The following is an 18387-nucleotide window of genomic DNA, read 5'->3' on the forward strand; positions in this document are numbered from 1 at the left end:
CGTACGAGCGTTTCTGACGGATCGTCAATTACTTGTACGGGGGTGGATTCGGCGGGCCTGCGGGGAGCCCGGTGCCGGGGCGGGGCCCTGCTGGCAGCCAGGGCACCAGTAGGTGGGGCGCTCCCGGGAGCCGTCGCCCTGGTCGGCCGCGCGGACCGAGGTGTGGCAGCGCAGGCAGGGGCGGGGTGCGCGGCCGTACACGAACAGGTCCTGGCCCCGTCGGCCCGTGGTGCTGCGCACCGGACGATCGCGGTTGGCCTCCAGGAGCTTCTTGGCGAGCGCGGGCAGCTTCGCGGCCCGGTCGGCGGGCAGCGCGCCCACCGGGAGCCAGGGGGTGGCGCCGAGCAGGAAACAGAGCTCGCTCTTGTAGATGTTGCCGATGCCGGCCAGATTGCGCTGGTCGAGCAGAGCCTCCCCGAGGGGGCGGGTGGGGTCCGCGAGGAGATTGGCCAGGGCCAGGTCGGGGTCCCAGCCCGGGCCCAGCAGGTCGGGGCCGAGGTGTCCCACGGCACGGGACTCGTCGGCGGTGCGCAGGAGGTCGAGGACCGGGAGGCGGTACCCCACCGCGGTGCGCTCCGCGTTGCCGAGGATCGCGCGGATCTGGTGGGCCGGGCCGCCGCTCCAGCGCTGGGCGTTGCCGTAGACCTTCCAGGAGCCGTCCATCCTCAGGTGCGAGTGCAGCGTCAGGCCGCCCTCGACGCGGGTGAGCAGGTGCTTGCCGCGCGGGGTGACCTCCAGGACCGTACGGCCGGTGAGATCGACCGTGGCGTACTTGGGCACCCGAAGGTCGCTGCGGGTCAGCATCCGGCCCGCGAGCGCGTCGTGCAACCGCCTCGCGGTCTGCCAGACCGTGTCACCCTCGGGCATGGCTCAAGGGTGACACGCCGGTCGTCCCGCGGTGCCCCCGCGGATCACGCCCTGAGCCGCAGTCCGCGCGGGGTCGCGATGAAGCCCGCTCCTTCCAGGAGGGCGCCTATGGGGGAGGTCAGGGCGGAGGCGCCGTTGACCCGCTCCACCGTGACCGTGCCGAGAGTGCCCGCGCGCGCGGCCGCCGCCAGGGCGTCCGCGGCCGCCTGGAGGCGGGGGTCGTCGCCCGCTTCCGTGTCAGGGGCGGAGGGCCAGGCCAGCAGAGTCTTGCCGCCGCGCTCCATGTAGAGCGTCAGCTCGCCGTCCACCAGCACCACCAGCGAGCCCGCCTTGCGCCCCGGCTTGTGCCCGGCCCCGGTCGGCGGCTCGGGCCAGCCGAGGGCGGCGCCGTAGGCGTTGGCGGGGTCGGCCGCGGCGAGGACGACGGCCCGTGTGTCGGCGGAGGGCGTACGGGTACGGCGGTCTCCGTAGCCGGAGCCGTAGGGGGCGGCCGGACCGCCCCGGGGGCCGCCGTAACCGGGCGCGGCGAAGTCCCGCGGGGAGACGTAGTCGCCCGCTGCGGTGCGGTGGTCCGTCAACCGGTCGAAGTCGGGATCGAGGTCGGCGTCGAGGGCAGCCAGGTCGAATCCGGTGCCGGTCTGGTCGAAGGGGGCGGGGAAGGCGGTGCTGTCCGGTTGCCCGAAGCCCGGCGAGCCGCCGTTCCCGAGGCCCGTACCGGGCAGGCCCTCGCCCCGCTCGCGGGCATTGGCCACCGCGCGCAGGCGGTCCACCGCCCCGTCCATCGCGAACTGGGCCGCACCGAGCCCCTCCACGACATAGCCCCGGCGTGCCTGGCCGCTCTCCTCGAAGGCGGACAGGATCCGGTACACGGCGGAGAAGCCGCCCTCGACGCCCTCCGCCGAGACCGCCCCCCGGGTGACCACGCCGTGCCGGTCGAGGAGCGTGCGGGCCAGGGCGTGGGCGCGCACGGTCGCGTCCGGCTCACGCTGGGGCAGCAGCGACCAGCGGCCGGCCACGGTCGGCGGGCCGGTGCGCGAGGCGGTGCGGGCGGCCGCGGTCAGGGAGCCGTAACGCCCGCGCGGGACCGTGCGCTTGGCGCGATGGGCCGTGGAGCCCGCGGTGCGGCCGGAGCCCAGGAGGGAGCGCATCGGGGCGAGGGTGTCGTTCGTGAGCCACCCGGACCAGGCCAAATCCCAGACGGCGTCGGCCAGTTGCGGGTCGGTGGCGTCGGGGTGCGTGGTGGCCCTTATCTGGTCGGCGATCTGACGGAAGAACAGGCCGTAGCCGCCGGACAGGCTGCCCAGGACGGACTGGTGAAGTGCGGTCAGCTCCAGGGGGTGGGGCGGCGGCAGGAGCAGCGGGGCAGCGTCCGCCAGGTGGAGGGAGACCCAGCCGTCCTTGCCGGGCAGCGCGCCCGCTCCGGCCCACACCACCTCACCCGCGGCGGTGAGTTCGTCGAGCATGGCCGGGGTGTAGTTCGCGACCCGGGACGGCAGGACCAGCTTCTCCAGGGCGGACGCGGGCACGGACGCGCCCTGCAACTGCTCGATGGCACGCACCAGTCCGTCGATGCCGCGCAGGCCGTGGCCCTTGCCGATGTGCTGCCACTGCGGCAGGAACTGGGCCAGCGCGGCGGGCGGTACCGGCTCCAGCTCGTGCCGCAGGGCGGCCAGCGAGCGGCGGCGCAGTCGGCGCAGCACGGCCGCGTCGCACCACTCCTGGCCGATCCCCGCAGGGTGGAACTCGCCCTGCACGACACGGCCGCCCGCGGCGAGCCGCTGCAGGGCGCCTTCCGTGACCGCCACGCCCAGGCCGAAGCGGGCCGCCGCCGTGGCCGACGTGAATGGGCCGTGTGTGCGGGCGTACCGGGCCAGGAGGTCGCCCAGCGGGTCCTTGACCGGCTCGGTGAAGGCCTCGGGGACGCCGACCGGCAGCGCCGTGCCCAGGGCGTCGCGCAGTCGCCCCGCGTCCTCGACGGCCGCCCAGTGCTCGGCGCCGGCGATCCGCACCCGGATGGCCCGGCGGGCTCCGGCCAGCTCCTGGGCCCACTGCGGCTCGGCACCCCGCTCGGCCAGCTCGGCGTCCGTGAGCGGACCCAGCATCCGCAGCAGATCGGCGACGCCTTCGACGTCTTTTACGCGCCGGTCCTCGGTGAGCCACTGGAGCTCCCGCTCCAGCTCGGTCAGCACCTCCGCGTCGAGCAGCTCGCGCAGCTCCGCCTGGCCCAGCAGCTCGGCCAGCAGCCGTGAGTCCAGGGAGAGCGCCGCGGCACGGCGCTCGGCGAGCGGGGAGTCGCCCTCGTACAGGAACTGGGCCACATACCCGAAGAGGAGGGAGCGCGCGAAGGGGGACGGTTCCGGGGTGGTGACCTCGACCAGGCGCACCTTGCGGGACTCGAGGTCGCCCATCAGCTCGACGAGGCCGGGGACGTCGAAGACGTCCTGGAGGCACTCGCGGACCGCCTCCAGGACGATCGGGAACGAGCCGAACTCGCTGGCCACCTGGAGCAGCTGGGCCGCGCGCTGGCGCTGCTGCCACAGCGGGGTGCGCTTTCCGGGGTTGCGGCGCGGCAGCAGCAGCGCGCGGGCGGCGCACTCGCGGAACCGGGACGCGAAGAGAGCCGAGCCGCCGACCTGGTCGGTGACGATCTGGTCGACCTCGCCCTTGTCGAAGGCGACGTCCGCCGCGCCGACCGGAGCCTGGTCGGCGTCGTACTCCCTGCCGGCCTTCCGCGGCTCCTGGTCGAGCAGGTCCAGGCCCATCAGATCGGCGTCGGGCAGCCGCAGCACGATGCCGTCGTCGGCGTGCATGACCTGCGCGTCCATGCCGTACCGCTCGGAGAGGCGGGCGCCGAGGGCGAGCGCCCACGGGGCGTGCACCTGGGCGCCGAACGGGGAGTGCACGACGACCCGCCAGTCGCCCAGTTCGTCGCGGAAGCGCTCCACGACGATCGTCCGGTCGTCCGGGACATGGCCACATGCCTCGCGCTGCTCGTCGAGGTAGGACAGGACGTTGTCCGCGGCCCAGGCGTCGAGGCCCGCGGCGAGGAGACGCAGGCGGGCGTCGTCCTTGGACAGCGACCCGACCTCGCGCAGGAACGCGCCCACCGCGCGGCCCAGTTCGAGTGGGCGGCCCAGCTGGTCGCCCTTCCAGAAGGGGAGGCGGCCGGGTACTCCGGGGGCAGGGGAGACCAGGACGCGGTCGCGTGTGATGTCCTCGATGCGCCACGAGCTGGTGCCGAGCGTGAACACGTCACCGACCCGGGACTCGTAGACCATCTCCTCGTCGAGCTCGCCGACCCGCCCGCCGCCCTTCTTGGGATCCGCCCCGGCGAGGAAGACCCCGAACAGACCGCGGTCGGGAATCGTGCCGCCGGAGGTGACGGCGAGGCGCTGGGCGCCCGGGCGGCCGGTGATCGTGCCGGTCACGCGGTCCCACACCACGCGCGGGCGCAGCTCGGCGAAGGCGTCGGACGGGTAGCGGCCCGCGAGCATGTCGAGGACCGCCGTGAACGCCGATTCGGGGAGCGAGGCGAAGGGCGCGGCGCGGCGGACCGCGGCGAGCAGGTCGTCGAACTGCCAGCTGTCCAGGGCCGTCATCGCGACGAGCTGCTGCGCGAGCACGTCCAGAGGGTTGGCGGGCACCCTCAGGGACTCGATGGAGCCGGAGCGCATCCGCTCGGTGACCACGGCGGCCTGCACGAGGTCCCCCCGGTACTTCGGGAAGACCACACCGGTGGAGACCGCGCCCACCTGGTGTCCCGCACGGCCGACGCGCTGCAGGCCGGAGGCCACCGACGGCGGGGACTCGACCTGGACGACCAGGTCCACCGCACCCATGTCGATGCCCAACTCGAGGCTGGAGGTGGCCACCACGGCGGGCAGGCGGCCCGCCTTCAGGTCCTCCTCGACCAGGGCCCGCTGCTCCTTGGAGACGGAGCCGTGGTGCGCCCGGGCGATCACCGGCGGCGCGCCCTGGGCCGCGCCCGAACCGCCCATGAGCTCGGCGGGGGAGTGGTGCTCCTCCAGGGGCTCGCCGGTCGCGCGCTCGTAGGCGATCTCGTTGAGCCGGTTGCACAGCCGCTCCGCGAGGCGGCGGGAGTTCGCGAACACGATCGTCGAGCGGTGGGCCTGGACCAGGTCGGTGATCCGCTCCTCGACATGCGGCCAGATCGAGGGCCGCTCGCCCCCTTCGGTGCCGTCGGCCACCGGGGAGCCGCCCAGCTCGCCCAGGTCCTCGACCGGGACGACGACGGAGAGGTCGAACTCCTTGCCGGACTTCGGCTGGACGATCTCCACCCTTCGGCGCGGGGAGAGATAGCGGGCGACCTCGTCCACCGGGCGGACCGTCGCGGACAGCCCGATGCGGCGGGCGGGCCGCGGCAGCAGCTCGTCCAGCCGCTCCAGGGAGAGCGCCAGATGCGCGCCGCGCTTGGTGCCCGCGACCGCGTGCACCTCGTCCAGGATCACCGTCTCCACACCGGTCAGCGCATCGCGCGTGGCCGACGTCAGCATCAGGAACAGGGACTCCGGGGTGGTGATCAGGATGTCCGGCGGGCGCGTGGACAGGGCGCGGCGCTCGGCGGCCGGGGTGTCGCCGGAGCGGATGCCCACCTTGACCTCGGGCTCGGGCAGGCCCAGGCGCACGGACTCGTGGCGGATGCCGGTCAGCGGGCTGCGGAGGTTGCGCTCGACGTCGACCGCGAGGGCCTTCAGCGGTGACACGTACAGAACGCGGCAGCGCTTCTTCGGGTCGGCCGGCGGGGGCGTCGAGGCGAGCTGGTCCAGCGCGGCGAGGAAGGCGGCCAGCGTCTTGCCGGAGCCGGTCGGGGCCACCACCAGCACGTCCGAGCCCTCGGCGATGGCCTGCCACGCGCCCGCCTGGGCCGCGGTGGGCGCGGAAAAGGCCCCCGTGAACCAGCCGCGGGTCGCGGGGGAGAAGCCGTCGAGGGCTCGGTGTGCGGAGCTGACCATGCGTCCATCCTGCACCCGCGCACTGACAATCCCGCTGACCTGGGAAAATTCGACCCAACCCGATGGCCCGGCCCGGCCGCCGGCGCGGGTGGGACCGCCGATGTGCAGGAGAATGACCTCATGGCGGGTACGGGCGAGCGGGCGAGGCACTGGCAGTACGAGGAACTGCCCGGCGTCGACCTGCTGCGGGCGCGATACATACGCAAGACCTTCGTCCGGCACACCCACGAGAACTTCGTGATCGCCGCCATCGCCGACGGCGTCGAGGTCTTCCACCACCGCGGGGCCGATGTCCACGCCGGCGCGGGAGCGCTCGCACTGGTCAATCCGGACACCCCGCACACGGGGCGGGCGGGCGTTCCGGAGGGCTGGCGGTACGGGGCGCTCTACCCGTCGCCCGAAGTGGTGGGCGCCATCGCGGCGGAGACCACCACGATCCGCGGCACCCCCGGCTTCGTCGGTCCCGTGCTCGACGATCCCTACACCGTCGGCTTGGTGCACCAGGTGCTGCGCGCCGCCGACGAGGGCAACGCGCTGGCCGCCGACACCCTGCTGCGGGTGGCCGTGACCCGGCTGCTGCGGCTCAACGGCGGGCCGCTGCCGCGGCGCGAGGTGCGCACTGCCGGGGCCCGCACCGCGGCACGCGCACGTGCCGTGCTGGAGGATCGGATGACCGAGCCGCCCACTCTGGAGCGGCTGGCCGCCGACCTGGGGACCAGCCCCTTCGCGCTGCTACGGGCGTTCCGCGACACCTACGGCATGCCGCCCCACGCCTGGCTGACCGACGCCCGGGTGCGCCGGGCACGGCACCTGCTGGACGCCGGGACCGCACCCGCGGAGGCGGCCGTCGCCGTCGGCTTCACCGACCAGCCGCACCTCAACCGGCACTTCGCCCGGATCGTCGGCGTGCCCCCGGGGGCGTACCAGCGAGAGCGCAAGAACGTACAAGACCCGGGGCGCGGACAGCTCGTAACGTCCGACGCGTGGCACAACAGGCAGCTCTCGCAGACATACACGCCGACGACGGAGGCAAACCGGACGCCGCCGTCGTGCGGGACGCCCTCGGAGTCGGGGTCGCCGTAGGACTGTCCGGGTTCGCCTTCGGGGTGACCTCGGCCGGCAGCGGGCTGAGCCTGCTGCAGACCTGCGCGCTCAGCCTCCTGGTGTTCACCGGCGCCTCGCAGTTCGCCCTGGTGGGGGCGCTGGCGGCCGGGGGTAACCCGCTCACGGCGGCCGCGGGGGCCTTTTTCCTCGGGGTGCGCAACGCGTTCTACGGGCTCCGTCTGTCGCAGCTGTTGGCCCTCCCGCGCGCGGTGCGGCCGTTGGCCGCCCAGTGGGTGATCGACGAGACGACGGCGGTGGCGCTGGCCCAGCCGACCCGGCGCGCCGTGCGGATCGGCTTTACCGTCACAGGGCTCAGCCTGTACCTGCTGTGGAACCTCACCACGCTGCTCGGCGCCCTGGGCGCCAAGGCCATCGGCGACACCGAGGCGTGGGGCCTCGACGCGGCCGGACCAGCCGTGTTCCTGGCGCTGCTCGCCCCCATGGTGAAGACCACCACCGAGCGCGCCGCCGCGGGCCTGGCCGTGCTGCTCGGACTCGGCCTGCTGCCCGTTCTGCCCGCCGGCGTGCCCGTCCTGGTGGCCGCACTCGCGGCGCCGGTTGCCCTGTGGGCAGCGGGCCGCCGCAGGAGCCGCACCCGACACGACGTACCCGTCGACGCACCAGTACCCGTCGACGCACCAGACGCACCAGACGCACCAGTACCCGACGACGCACCGAGGGAAGACCGTTGAACACCTGGATCGCGATCGGCGCGACCGCCCTCGGCTGCTACGCCGTCAAATTCGCCGGACTGCTCGTGCCCGCGGGCGCCCTGGAGCGCCCGCTGGTCAAACGGCTCGCCGCCCTGCTGCCCGTCGCCCTCCTCGCCGCCCTCACGGCCCAGCAGACCTTCGCCCACGGGCACGCGCTGGTGCTGGACGCCCGGGCCGCGGGGCTCGCGGCCGCCGCCGTGGCGCTGGTGCTGCGCGCCCCGTTCCTGCTCGTCGTCGCGGCGGCCGTGGTGGTGACGGCGGGGGTGCGGGCCGTCGGAGGATGACGGCGCCGTGGCTCAGCCCACGAACCGGCCGAACGCCCTGAGGGTGCGCAGGGCTTCGATCGTCACCATGGGGCGGGCCTCCAGGGCCGTGCCGGGCGCCCACTGACGCCGGCGCACCGGCCAGCCGCCGTCCTCCTGCTGCTCGGCCGCGAGGAAGTCCAGGGAGCGTGTCATCTCCTCGTCCGTGAACCACGCGCGCGCGAGCGACTGCGGTGTCCTCGCGAAGTCGTGCGGGAAGTGGTGCTCGCCAGGGGCGTAGCCCGGCGCGACGGGGTACTTTTCGAGCCGCTCCGGGTCCAGTGCCGCAAGCCGTTGCTCGCGCACCAGGCGGCCCAGGCGGTCGGCGGCCGCCTCCGCGCGCGGGCGGTCGGGCACCGAGTCCAGGAAGGCCACCGCGGCCTCGACCTCGTAGGGGTGGGACTTCTCCAGACCGGCCACGGCCTGCCAGCAGAAGTCCGTGGCCCGGAACAGCCAGGCGTGCCACACCTCGTTGCGGTGCAGCAGGCCCACCACCGGTCCGGTGGCCAGGAGCTCGCTGGGCGGGTCGTCCACGATCGGGATGAACGGGGCCGCCGGATAGCCGCGCTGGCTGGGGTGGATCGCCGGCAGCGCACCGTCCGAGGTGGAGACGGACGTCAGATAGCGGCACACGCGCTCCGCCCGCTGCCCACCGCACCGTCCCACCGCGTCCAGGACGCGCAGCGCGTGGCCCGTGTGCAGCGGCTGACTCACCGGGCCGCGCAGATCGGGCTCGAGCGCATGGCCGTACCCGTCGTCCTCGTTGCGGTAGGCGTCCAGCGCCGTCTCCACCGGATCGGCGCCGCCGTTCAGAAAGTGGAAGGCGAACAGGCGCTGCTCCAGCACGCGCGCGGTGAGCCAGACGAACTGTTCGGCGCGGAAGAGCGGTGTGCGCGCCGGGGACACAGGGGGGAGTGGAGAAGCTCCTGTTTCGGGCATGCGTCAGACCGTAGGACGGAAAGCGGTCTCGCAAGGCGGTCCCCGGCAGGGCCCACCCCAAGGGGCGGGATACTGGTGTCATGCGGTTGACGGTCTTCTGGCAGCGGATGGCGGAACACTTCGGTGCGGGGTACGCCGACACCTTCGCGCGCGATCATGTGATGGCGGAGCTGGGCGGACGCACGGTGCACGAGGCGCTGAACGCCGGCTGGGAGGCCAAGGACGTGTGGCGGGTGGTCTGCACCGTCATGAACGTGCCGGGGGAGAGGCGCTGATCGGTAGCGAAGATCGCAGGCCGGCAATGGGCTGTCAGCAGCGTGGGCGACACTTGCACCGTGGCACCCACTGACGACACCGGGCAGCTCGCCCAGCACGCATCCCCGTTCGGTACGACGCCGCCCGCCCGGCCCCCGGCCGAGGGCGCCGCCGGGCCGGCCTCCCGCATGCCGCGCTGGCTGCCGCGCGCCCTGGTGCTCGCGCTCGCCCTCGTCGCCGTGTTCCAGCTCGGCAGCTGGGCCTTCCACCAGCTGACCGGCCTGCTGATCAACATACTCATCGCGGTCTTCCTGGCCCTCGCGATAGAACCCGCGGTGAGCTGGATGTCCGCTCACGGAATGCGCAGGGGGCTCGCCACCTTCCTGGTCTTCCTCGGCCTGATGATCGTGACCGCCGGCTTCATCACGCTGCTCGGCTCGATGCTCGCGGGCCAGATCGTCAAGATGGTCGAGGGCTTCCCCGGCTATCTCGACGCGCTGATCAATTGGGTCAACCAGACGTTCCACACCGACCTCAGACGCGTGGACGTCCAGGAGGGGCTGCTCCACTCCGACTGGCTGCGCAAGTACGCGCAGACCAGCGCCGCCGGTGTCCTCGACGTCTCCGCCCAGGTGCTCGGCGGGCTGTTCCGGCTGCTGACGGTCACCCTCTTCTCGTTCTACTTCGCCGCCGACGGGCCGCGGCTGCGCCGCACGCTGTGCTCCGTCCTGCCGCCCGCCCGGCAGGCCGAGGTGCTGCGCGCCTGGGAGATCGCCGTGGACAAGACCGGCGGCTACCTCTACTCGCGCGGCCTCATGGCGCTCATCTCCGGGATCGCGCACTACATCCTGCTCCAGGCCCTGGGCGTGCCGTACGCACCTGTGCTGGGCGTCTGGGTGGGCCTGGTCTCGCAGTTCATCCCCACCATCGGCACCTATCTCGCGGGCGCGTTGCCCATGCTGATCGCGTTCACGGTCAACCCCTGGTACGCGGTGTGGGTGCTGGCCTTCGTCGTGGTCTACCAGCAGTTCGAGAACTATGTGCTGCAGCCCAAGCTGACCTCGAAGACCGTCGACATCCACCCGGCGGTCGCCTTCGGGTCCGTCATCGCGGGCACGGCACTGCTCGGTGCCGTCGGTGCTCTGATCGCCATCCCCGCGGTCGCCACGCTGCAGGCCTTCCTGGGCGCGTACGTGAAGAGGTACGAGGTCACGGACGACCCCCGGGTGCAGGGGCACCGCACACGCGGGGCGGGCGGCCCCGGCCTGATCGCGCGTGCGCGTCGGCTCTGGGCGGGGCAGCCGGGTGCGGCGGAGTCCGGGGCAGGACTCCCGGAGGAGTCTTCCTGAGGCACGGGTTCAGTACGTGAGGACCGCCCACACCCCGGCACCGGCCACGGCGGTCGCGTAGCAGCCGACCGCGACCGCCACGATGCGCCGCCGCGTCCGCTCGCTCCAGGACGTGCGCGACAGCAGCCACGCCAGCGCCGGCAGGACGAGGACGGCGTGCAGGCTCACTCCGTGCAGGGGCTTCAGCGGCGCCGTCGAGTGGTACGCCGCCTCCTGGTGGCCGGTCCGGGTGAGCACCACCCCGCGGGCGATCATCGCGGCGCCTGAGGCCAGCGCCACGAGCAGGATGGCGAACCCGGAGCGCACCGCCATCGGCATGCCCGCCGGGCCCGTCGGCCGGTGCCGGAAGGACGCCACCGCGAAGACGGTGAGCAGTACCACGAGGACACCGCCGCCCACCGCGAGCGTCATGGACACAGCCGTGTCGAAGGGGGTCTCCATGTCGAGGTGCGACGGCACCCGGCGCCACGCCTGGAGGGTGATGCCGCCGACCTCCACCACGCAGTCGGCGGCGAACACGACGAGCAGCACGGTGCGCAGCCGCTGTCCGACGCGCAGATACGACGTGACCCAGGTGACCGCGATCAGCGTCACCCCGAACGAGAGCCCGAACGTGACGGGCTTGCGCCAGGAGACGGGACCGTCCCAGGGGCCGCCGGCGGCCGCGAACACCACCAGGTGCGCGAGACCGGAGGCGACGAGGAGCAGGCCGGTCGCGTGACAGAGACGCTCGGCGGCGCGGTGGGCGTTGATGGGCGGTGGGTCCTTCACGGACCGCGGGTTTCGCAGGGACCAGGACGGGGACCGAAGCATGGCTCAAGGCTCCCGGGGGCGTCCCGCACCGTCGTCGTCCGGTCGAAGACATCCGTTGTACGCCGCCCGGAGTAGCCGTGCGCCGGGCCGCCGTGGGGCGTCACCTGGTGCGCTTGACACGAAAATCGAACATCCATTCTCATGGAGGCTCGGGCGAGGCTCTCGACGGGGATTTCGACACGGTTTGGGTGGAGAAGTAGCCGAGTTGTCCACAGGCCGGGCCGGCGTCGGGGCGCATTGTCAGTGGCAGGCGTTAGCGTCTTTGACGTGAAGCGATCGACTCAAGCAAACCGGGTGGAACCCATGGCAGGAACCGACCGCGAGAAGGCGCTCGACGCCGCGCTCGCACAGATTGAACGGCAATTCGGCAAGGGCGCGGTCATGCGCATGGGCGAGCGGTCGAAGGAGCCCATCGAGGTCATCCCGACCGGGTCGACCGCGCTCGACGTGGCCCTTGGCGTTGGTGGTCTGCCGCGCGGCCGCGTCGTGGAGATCTACGGCCCGGAGTCCTCCGGTAAGACGACCCTGACCCTGCACGCCGTGGCGAACGCACAGAAGGCCGGCGGTCAGGTCGCGTTCGTGGACGCGGAGCACGCCCTCGACCCCGAGTACGCGCGCAAGCTCGGCGTCGACATCGACAACCTCATCCTCTCCCAGCCCGACAACGGCGAGCAGGCCCTGGAGATCGTGGACATGCTGGTCCGCTCCGGCGCCCTCGACCTCATCGTCATCGACTCCGTCGCCGCGCTCGTCCCGCGTGCGGAGATCGAGGGCGAGATGGGCGACAGCCACGTCGGTCTGCAGGCCCGTCTGATGAGCCAGGCCCTGCGGAAGATCACCAGCGCGCTCAACCAGTCGAAGACCACCGCGATCTTCATCAACCAGCTCCGCGAGAAGATCGGCGTGATGTTCGGCTCCCCGGAGACCACGACCGGTGGCCGGGCGCTGAAGTTCTACGCCTCGGTGCGCATCGACATCCGCCGCATCGAGACCCTGAAGGACGGCACGGAGGCGGTCGGCAACCGCACCCGCTGCAAGGTCGTGAAGAACAAGGTCGCGCCGCCCTTCAAGCAGGCGGAGTTCGACATCCTCTACGGCCAGGGCATCAGCCGTGAGGGCGGCCTGATCGACATGGGTGTGGAGCACGGCTTCGTCCGCAAGGCCGGCGCCTGGTACACGTACGAGGGCGACCAGCTCGGCCAGGGCAAGGAGAACGCGCGCAACTTCCTCAAGGACAACCCCGACCTGGCCAACGAGATCGAGAAGAAGATCAAGGAGAAGCTGGGCGTCGGAGTGCGCCCGGAGGAGCCCACCGCCGAGCCGGGCGCCGACGCCGCGGGCGCGGCCGGCACGGACGCCGAGAAGACGGTGCCCGCCCCGGCAGCCGGCAAGGCCGCCAAGCCCAAGGCCGGCGCAGCCAAGAGCTGACCCGTGACACGACGAACCGACTGGGCCGAGTACGCGCACCCCGACGTTCCGCGTGAGCGTCGGGGGAGAGGCGGCGCGGGTCCTGCCTGGACGGGCGACGGTACGGGGGGCGACAGCGCGTTCGCGGACACCGGGCCGTACGGGGGCGACGGGTCCTACGGGGGCGATCCGAGCCATGACCCGGACGATCCGTACGGCGACGAGCCGCGCGGCGGTTCGCGGCGCGGTGGCCGTGGGACGCGTGCCCGGGGCGGCTCGCGCGGACGTCGCGGGCGCGGTGGCTTCGGTGAGGCGTCCGGTGCGGCGCCTGATGAGGACGGGGGCTCCTTCTCCTCGTCGAGGGCCGAGAAGGAGGAGCACCCGGGGGACCCGGCTGAGCGGGCGCGGGCGATCTGTCTGCGCCTGCTCACCGGGACCCCGCGCACGCGGAAGCAGCTCGCGGATGCCCTGCGCAAGAGGGAGATCCCGGACGACGTCGCCGACGAAGTCCTGTCGCGGTTCGAGGAAGTCGGTCTGATCGACGACAGCGCGTTCGCCGACGCCTGGGTGGAGTCCCGACACCATGGCCGGGGGCTGGCCCGGCGCGCGCTCGCACGTGAGCTGCGGACCAAGGGCGTCGACTCGACGCTCATCGACGAGGCCGTCGCCCAACTCGACTCCGAGCAGGAGGAGGCGACCGCCCGCGAACTCGTCGCCCGCAAGCTGCGCGCCACCCGCGGCCTCGACCGCGACAAGCGGATACGGCGCCTCGCGGGCATGCTCGCCCGCAAGGGGTACTCCGAGGGCATGGCCCTACGGGTGGTCCGGCAGGCGCTGGAAGAAGAGGGCGAGGACACGGAGTTCCTCGAGGGCGAGGAGCTCTGAGCCACCGTCGGCCCCCGAGCGGCCGACCGACTCCGACCGGTTGAGGGCCTTCGTGAGGGCCTCTGATCGTCGCGCACCCGCACCACCGCCGCTCCGACGGCACCGCCGGCCGCCGGTACCGCTCCCGGTCCGGCGCATGCTCGCCGACCGGGTGTACCGCTTCCCGGCAGCCACCGATCGCGCGCCCCCGGCGACGCCTGCCGGGCCGTTCTTCCATGGGCGGGGTGGGGCTAACCCCCGTCCGAAGAGGCCGGAGCACCGCAGTGCACAGACACCTGTGCACAAACGACCGTGTACGCATGCCCGTACCGCCCGCTCCCGTCGAGCTGTCCGACCTCGCCGCGCTCAAGGCGCTCGGCCACCCGCGTCGGCAGCGCATGCTCCAGCACCTCACCGTGCACGGTCCGGCGACCTCCGCCACCCTCGCCCGCGCGCTGGGGCTGAACACCGGCTCGACCAGCTACCACCTGCGTGAACTCGCCCGGTACGGCTTCGTCGAGGAGACCACCGCTGCCACCGGCCACGGTCGTCAACGCTGGTGGCGAGCCGTCCCCGGAGACCTGCGATTCCCGCCGCGCAGCCGGCAGAGCGCGGAACTCCGCCACGTCATGGACGAGCTGAACCATCACGCCTACGCCGCCGATCTGGAGCTGTTCGAGCAGGTCCAGCTGGACACGGACGAGGGTGACCCATGGGCGGACGCCTTCCCCTACTCACGCGGCACCATCCGGCTGACCCTGCCCGAACTCCGTGAGTTCTTCGAGGAGTACATCGCCCTCCTCAACCGCTACAAGCGCCCCGAGGCCGACACCCCGCCCGACGCCCGCACCGTGCTCACACGCCTGCTCGCCTTCCCCGCCCCGGCCGACGACACCACCCGGACCGACAACAGAAAAGAGACACGGCCCTCATGATGCTGCGCTACGCCCTCCAGACCGTCCGCGCCCGCAAGGCCGGATTCCTCGGCGCCTTCCTCGCCCTGATGTGCGCGGCCGCACTCATCACCGCCTGCGGCACCCTTCTCGACACCGGCCTGCGCGGCACGATCCGCACCGAGCGCTACGCGGCGGCCCCCGTCGTGGTATCCGCCGACCAGAACGTCCACCAGACCACCGTGAAGCACAAGAAGGGCAAGACCAAGATCAAGCACAAGGCGAAACCCATCGCCGAACGTGCCTGGCTCCCGGCCGGCCTGGAGCGCACCCTCGCCCGCACCCCGGGCGTCGCCCGGGTGGTCCCCGAACTGACCCTCCTGGCCGAGCCGTTGACCCCGGCCGGAACCGGCGGCCGTACCGCCTACGGACACGCCTGGGACTCCGCCGCGCTCACGCCGTACCGGCTGACCGCCGGCATCGCCCCCAGGGCCACCACCGACCTCGTCGTCGACCGGTACCTGGCCGCACGCGCCCACCTTCGGCCCGGTGACCACCTCACCGTGCAGTCGGCGCAGTCCCCGCGCAGCTACCGGATCTCCGGAATCGCCGCTCCTGCCACGGACGTACGCCATCAGACGTCGCTGTTCTTCTCCGCCGCCGAGGCCCGCCGACTGGCCGCGCACCCCGGGCAGGTGACCGCCTATGGCGTGCTCCCCGCCAAGGGCACGGCCCCGGACCGGCTGCGAGAGGCCGTGGCGCGGGCGCTGCACGGCACCACCGCTCAGGTCAGCAGCGGAGACGCCCGTGGACCCGTCGAGTTTCTGGATGCGGCAGCGGCCCGGACCCGGCTCGTCAGCATGGGCGGCGCGATGGGCGGAACCTCGCTGCTCGTGGCGGTCCTCGTGGTCGTCGGCACCTTCGCGCTCTCCGTCCAGCAGCGCCACCGCGAACTCGCCCTGCTCCGCGCCATCGCCGCCACATCCGGACAGATCCGCAAGCTGCTCGGCCGCGAGGCCCTGGTCGTCGGTGCGGCCGCGGGCGCGGTCGGCGCACTCGTTGGGCTTCCCCTGGGCGGTCTGCTGCACGATCGGTTCGTCGCCCTGGGCGCCGTACCCGACACACTGCAGCACACCGTCAGCGTCTTCCCGCCCTTTGCGGCACTGGTGGCGACCCTGTTCGGGGCGTGGGCAGCGGCCCGTATCGCCTCGCGCCGGATTGCCCGGATCCGCCCGGCCGAGGCACTGGCCGAGGCCAGGACCGAGCGTGCCCGCACCGCCTGGGGGCGGATCGTCGCCGGTCTGCTGCTGCTCGCCGGCGGAATCGTCCTCGTCGTCGTCCTCACCTCCTTGCGCACCGAGCCTGCCTCGACTCCCGTGACCTTCCTCGCCGTCGTGGTCCTGTCGACCTCTGTCGCTCTGCTCGGTCCCCTGCTGGTCAGGGCGGCCGCACTGCTGCTTGCAGGCCCGCTGCGGCTCACCGGTCACAGCGGTCGGCTCGCCACCGCCAACCTGCGCGGGAACGCCGCCCGGATGGCGTCCGCGGTCACCCCCCTCACGCTTCTCATCGGCATGACCTGCACCGTGCTGTTCGTCCAGTCGACCCTCGGTGGCGCCGCCCGGGCCCAGGCGCGCGAGGGCGTCATCGCGGACTGGGTCGTCGCCGCCCAGGGGCCCGGCGTCCCGGCCGAGGCCGCACGGCAGCTGCGTACCCACCACGACACCGCCACCGAAGTGGTCCGCACGACCGTCCGCGTCGGCCTGGACAAGTACGCTGCCCAGGGCGTCACCCCCGCGGGCCTCACCCGTACCTGGGACCCGAAGATCACCGCCGGCTCCCTCGACCGGCTGACCGGGAACACCGTCGCGGTCAGTGAACTGCTCGCGGATCAGCACCACTTGAAGCCCGGCAGCACCCTGAAACTCACGCTCGGCGACGGTACGCCCGCCACGCTCACCGTCGCCGCCGTCTACGCCCGAGGTCTCGGCTTCGGCGACCTCACCTTCGCGCACGACCTCGTAGCCCACCACGTCGACAACCCGCTCGCCTCCTCCGTCCTCGTCAGCACGACCCGTACACAGACACAACTCGCGACTACTCTCCGTAAGTTCCCGGGACTCCAAATTCTTTCCCCGGCCGCCGCCGACTCGCTCCAGGCCGACCGGCAGCAGGCGAACGCCGAGGTCAACTATCTGGCCATGGGGCTCGTACTGGCCTTCACGGCCATCGCCGTGGTCAACACGCTCGCCATGTCGGTCTCCGAACGCGTCCGGGAGTTCGCGCTGCTCCGCCTGGCTGGGGCGACCCGACGTCAGGTGCTCCGGATGCTGCGCACCGAGGCGCTGTCGGTCCTGCTCCTTGCCACGGCGCTCGGCAGCGGCATCGCCCTCGCCGTGCTGACCGCGTTCGGTATCGGTATGACGGGCCGGGCCGCGCCCACGGTCACGCCGTTGCTCTATGTCACCGTCGTCGCGGTCGCCGCCGTCCTCGCCCTCGTGGCCACCGCGCTCCCGGGACGCGTGGCGCTCAGGGTGCGCGCGGTGACGGTGGCGACCGCGAAGGACTAGATGTGCTGTCCGGGGAGGTTGGTGACGGGCGACATACGCCTTCGTGGTGCTTGAAGGGGTGAGGGCCTTCTGGGTTCGGTGTGGATCCGGCGCCCGAGCGCCGTGCCCACCACCGACATGGCCCCGCGGCACTGCCCGTCCGAGAAGTGGCCGCGCGTCAGGACGTGACCGGCAGCCCTGCCGCCTTCCACGCCTGGAAGCCGCCGACCAGGTCCGTCGCCCGGTGCAGGCCGAGCCGGTGCAGGGAGGCCGCGGCCAGGCTGGACGCGTAGCCCTCGTTGCAGACCACCACCACGCGCAGGTCGTGGCTGGTCGCCTCGGGGGCGCGATGGCTGCCGCGCGGATCCAGGCGCCACTCCAGCTCGTTTCGCTCTATGACGAGCGCGCCGGGGATCAGCCCGTCCCGCTCACGCAGGGCGGCATAACGGATGTCGACCAGCAGGGCCTCACCGGCCCGCACCGAGTCGTACGCCTCCAGCGGATCGATCCGCCGGTAACCGTCGCGCACCCGCTCCAGCAGCTCGTCGATCCCCACCGGCTGTTCTTCCGTCCCGCTCACTGCCAGTCCTCCGGACGCTCGACCTGCTCCAGGCGCAGCACCGGTCCCGTGCGGCTGTAGCGGCGGATCCGCGGCAGGGGCGGGTAGTAGGCGTGCACGGAGATCGCGTGCCGGTCGGCGGACTCGTTGAGCACCTCGTGGACGTGGTGCCGGCCGAAGGAGCGGCCCTGTCCGGTCGGCAGCCGCCGCTCGCGGTCCACGTCGTCGGCCAGTTCCAGGGTCTTCCATCCGTCGGCGGGCAGCCGGACGGCGAGGGAGTTCTCCTTGAGTTCTCCGGTCGCGGTGAAGAAGGCGCCGACGGACTCGGCGTGATCGTGCCAGCCGGTGCCGGTGCCGGGCGGCCAGCCGATCAGCCAGGCCTCGCTGCCGCCGGGGCCCTCGAGACGCACCCAGGTGCGGCCCTCCGGGTCGAGCGGGAGCGAGGCGATCAGCTCGGCGTCGGCGGCCACCCGCCGTACGAAGTCGAGGAGGTCCGCCTGTGTGGGCGCGGAAGCGGAGCCCGGGGCGAGGGGAGTGGTGGAGAGAGAGGGAGAGACAGACACGTACACCGTCCTGAGGTGCGTTCGCTGAGGTGACGCGCGGCGATGCGGGGAACGGCGCGCGACGGGAAGAGAGAGGGATTGCGAATTCAGCGATGCGAATTCAGCAGGACGTGGGACACACGCAGCCCGCATAGCGGACCAGGTCCATATGGACCCTCCGCCACAGGCGCACATCGGTGTCTGTCACGATCCGGAGTACACCATGCCGGTGCATAACGGTCAACCGACGGTCACTATGTG

16 protein-coding genes are annotated in these 18387 nt (G+C 72.7%); 9 read left to right on the forward strand and 7 right to left on the reverse strand.

Going from position 1 to position 18387, the window contains the following annotated elements:
- Positions 1 to 24: 24 nt before the first annotated feature.
- Both Q8A52_RS33555 and Q8A52_RS33560 read right to left on the reverse strand, forming a co-directional pair.
- Positions 25 to 867, reverse strand: a complete 843-nt coding sequence (locus Q8A52_RS33555; RefSeq protein WP_316758333.1) for an Fpg/Nei family DNA glycosylase — start codon at positions 865 to 867, stop codon at positions 25 to 27.
- A 44-nt stretch (positions 868 to 911) separates the two neighbouring features.
- Entirely contained in the window at positions 912 to 5840 is a 4929-nt protein-coding gene (locus tag Q8A52_RS33560) for an ATP-dependent helicase (protein WP_316758335.1), read from the reverse strand.
- 120 nt (positions 5841 to 5960) lie between these two features.
- Here Q8A52_RS33560 and Q8A52_RS33565 point away from each other — a divergent pair, with 120 nt between their 5' ends.
- The 3 genes from Q8A52_RS33565 to Q8A52_RS33575 are packed head-to-tail and all read left to right on the forward strand — an operon-like array spanning position 5961 to position 7941.
- A complete protein-coding gene (locus tag Q8A52_RS33565; protein ID WP_316758337.1) occupies positions 5961 to 6923 on the forward strand; it encodes an AraC family transcriptional regulator in 963 nt (320 codons plus the stop codon).
- Positions 6824 to 7636 (forward strand): AzlC family ABC transporter permease, encoded by an 813-nt coding sequence (locus Q8A52_RS33570; protein ID WP_316758339.1) that lies wholly within the window; start codon positions 6824 to 6826, stop codon positions 7634 to 7636. The genes Q8A52_RS33565 and Q8A52_RS33570 overlap by 100 nt, the downstream gene beginning before the upstream one ends.
- Positions 7633 to 7941: an AzlD domain-containing protein gene (locus Q8A52_RS33575; protein WP_316758341.1), complete on the forward strand. Its 309-nt coding sequence runs from the start codon at positions 7633 to 7635 to the stop codon at positions 7939 to 7941. Before Q8A52_RS33570 ends, Q8A52_RS33575 begins: the two co-directional genes overlap by 4 nt.
- Before the next feature lie 12 nt (positions 7942 to 7953).
- On the opposite strand, the gene Q8A52_RS33580 is transcribed toward Q8A52_RS33575, so the two are convergent.
- Positions 7954 to 8898 carry a hypothetical protein gene (locus Q8A52_RS33580; RefSeq protein WP_316758343.1) on the reverse strand — a complete coding sequence of 315 codons (945 nt, stop codon included), beginning with the start codon at positions 8896 to 8898 and terminating at the stop codon, positions 7954 to 7956.
- An 80-nt stretch (positions 8899 to 8978) separates the two neighbouring features.
- On the opposite strand from Q8A52_RS33580, the gene Q8A52_RS33585 reads away from it, so the two are divergent.
- Both Q8A52_RS33585 and Q8A52_RS33590 read left to right on the forward strand, forming a co-directional pair.
- On the forward strand, positions 8979 to 9173 hold the full coding sequence (locus Q8A52_RS33585; RefSeq protein ID WP_316758345.1) for a DUF3046 domain-containing protein: 195 nt from the start codon (positions 8979 to 8981) through the stop codon (positions 9171 to 9173).
- 60 nt (positions 9174 to 9233) lie between these two features.
- On the forward strand, positions 9234 to 10502 hold the full coding sequence (locus Q8A52_RS33590; protein ID WP_316758347.1) for an AI-2E family transporter: 1269 nt from the start codon (positions 9234 to 9236) through the stop codon (positions 10500 to 10502).
- Between the two features lie 9 nt (positions 10503 to 10511).
- Here Q8A52_RS33590 and Q8A52_RS33595 read toward each other — a convergent pair whose 3' ends face one another.
- Complete coding sequence (locus Q8A52_RS33595; protein ID WP_408649299.1) at positions 10512 to 11273, reverse strand: hypothetical protein; 762 nt, start codon at positions 11271 to 11273, stop codon at positions 10512 to 10514.
- A 345-nt stretch (positions 11274 to 11618) separates the two neighbouring features.
- On the opposite strand from Q8A52_RS33595, the gene recA reads away from it, so the two are divergent.
- The 4 genes from recA (at position 11619) to Q8A52_RS33615 (ending at position 17046) form a co-directional block, all read left to right on the forward strand.
- On the forward strand, positions 11619 to 12743 hold the full coding sequence (gene recA / locus Q8A52_RS33600) for a recombinase RecA (RefSeq protein WP_316758349.1): 1125 nt from the start codon (positions 11619 to 11621) through the stop codon (positions 12741 to 12743).
- A 3-nt stretch (positions 12744 to 12746) separates the two neighbouring features.
- Positions 12747 to 13607, forward strand: coding sequence for a recombination regulator RecX (gene recX, locus Q8A52_RS33605; protein ID WP_316758351.1), 861 nt, complete (start codon positions 12747 to 12749; stop codon positions 13605 to 13607).
- Between the two features lie 299 nt (positions 13608 to 13906).
- The gene (locus Q8A52_RS33610; RefSeq protein WP_316758353.1) at positions 13907 to 14521 is read left to right on the forward strand and encodes an ArsR/SmtB family transcription factor; all 615 of its coding nucleotides are present in this window, start codon (positions 13907 to 13909) and stop codon (positions 14519 to 14521) included.
- A complete protein-coding gene (locus Q8A52_RS33615; protein WP_316758355.1) occupies positions 14518 to 17046 on the forward strand; it encodes an ABC transporter permease in 2529 nt (842 codons plus the stop codon). Before Q8A52_RS33610 ends, Q8A52_RS33615 begins: the two co-directional genes overlap by 4 nt.
- A gap of 157 nt (positions 17047 to 17203) precedes the next feature.
- On the opposite strand, the gene Q8A52_RS33620 is transcribed toward Q8A52_RS33615, so the two are convergent.
- The 3 genes from Q8A52_RS33620 to Q8A52_RS49220 form a co-directional block, all read right to left on the reverse strand.
- Positions 17204 to 17605 (reverse strand): rhodanese-like domain-containing protein, encoded by a 402-nt coding sequence (locus Q8A52_RS33620; RefSeq protein WP_316758356.1) that lies wholly within the window; start codon positions 17603 to 17605, stop codon positions 17204 to 17206.
- Positions 17602 to 18147, reverse strand: a complete 546-nt coding sequence (locus Q8A52_RS33625; RefSeq protein ID WP_316758358.1) for a cupin domain-containing protein — start codon at positions 18145 to 18147, stop codon at positions 17602 to 17604. Before Q8A52_RS33625 ends, Q8A52_RS33620 begins: the two co-directional genes overlap by 4 nt.
- A 100-nt stretch (positions 18148 to 18247) precedes the next feature.
- Complete coding sequence (locus Q8A52_RS49220; protein WP_361618595.1) at positions 18248 to 18361, reverse strand: putative leader peptide; 114 nt, start codon at positions 18359 to 18361, stop codon at positions 18248 to 18250.
- Positions 18362 to 18387: the final 26 nt, after the last annotated feature.

This window comes from Streptomyces herbicida, assembly GCF_032656585.1.
In the GTDB taxonomy this organism is placed as follows: domain Bacteria; phylum Actinomycetota; class Actinomycetes; order Streptomycetales; family Streptomycetaceae; genus Streptomyces; species Streptomyces herbicida.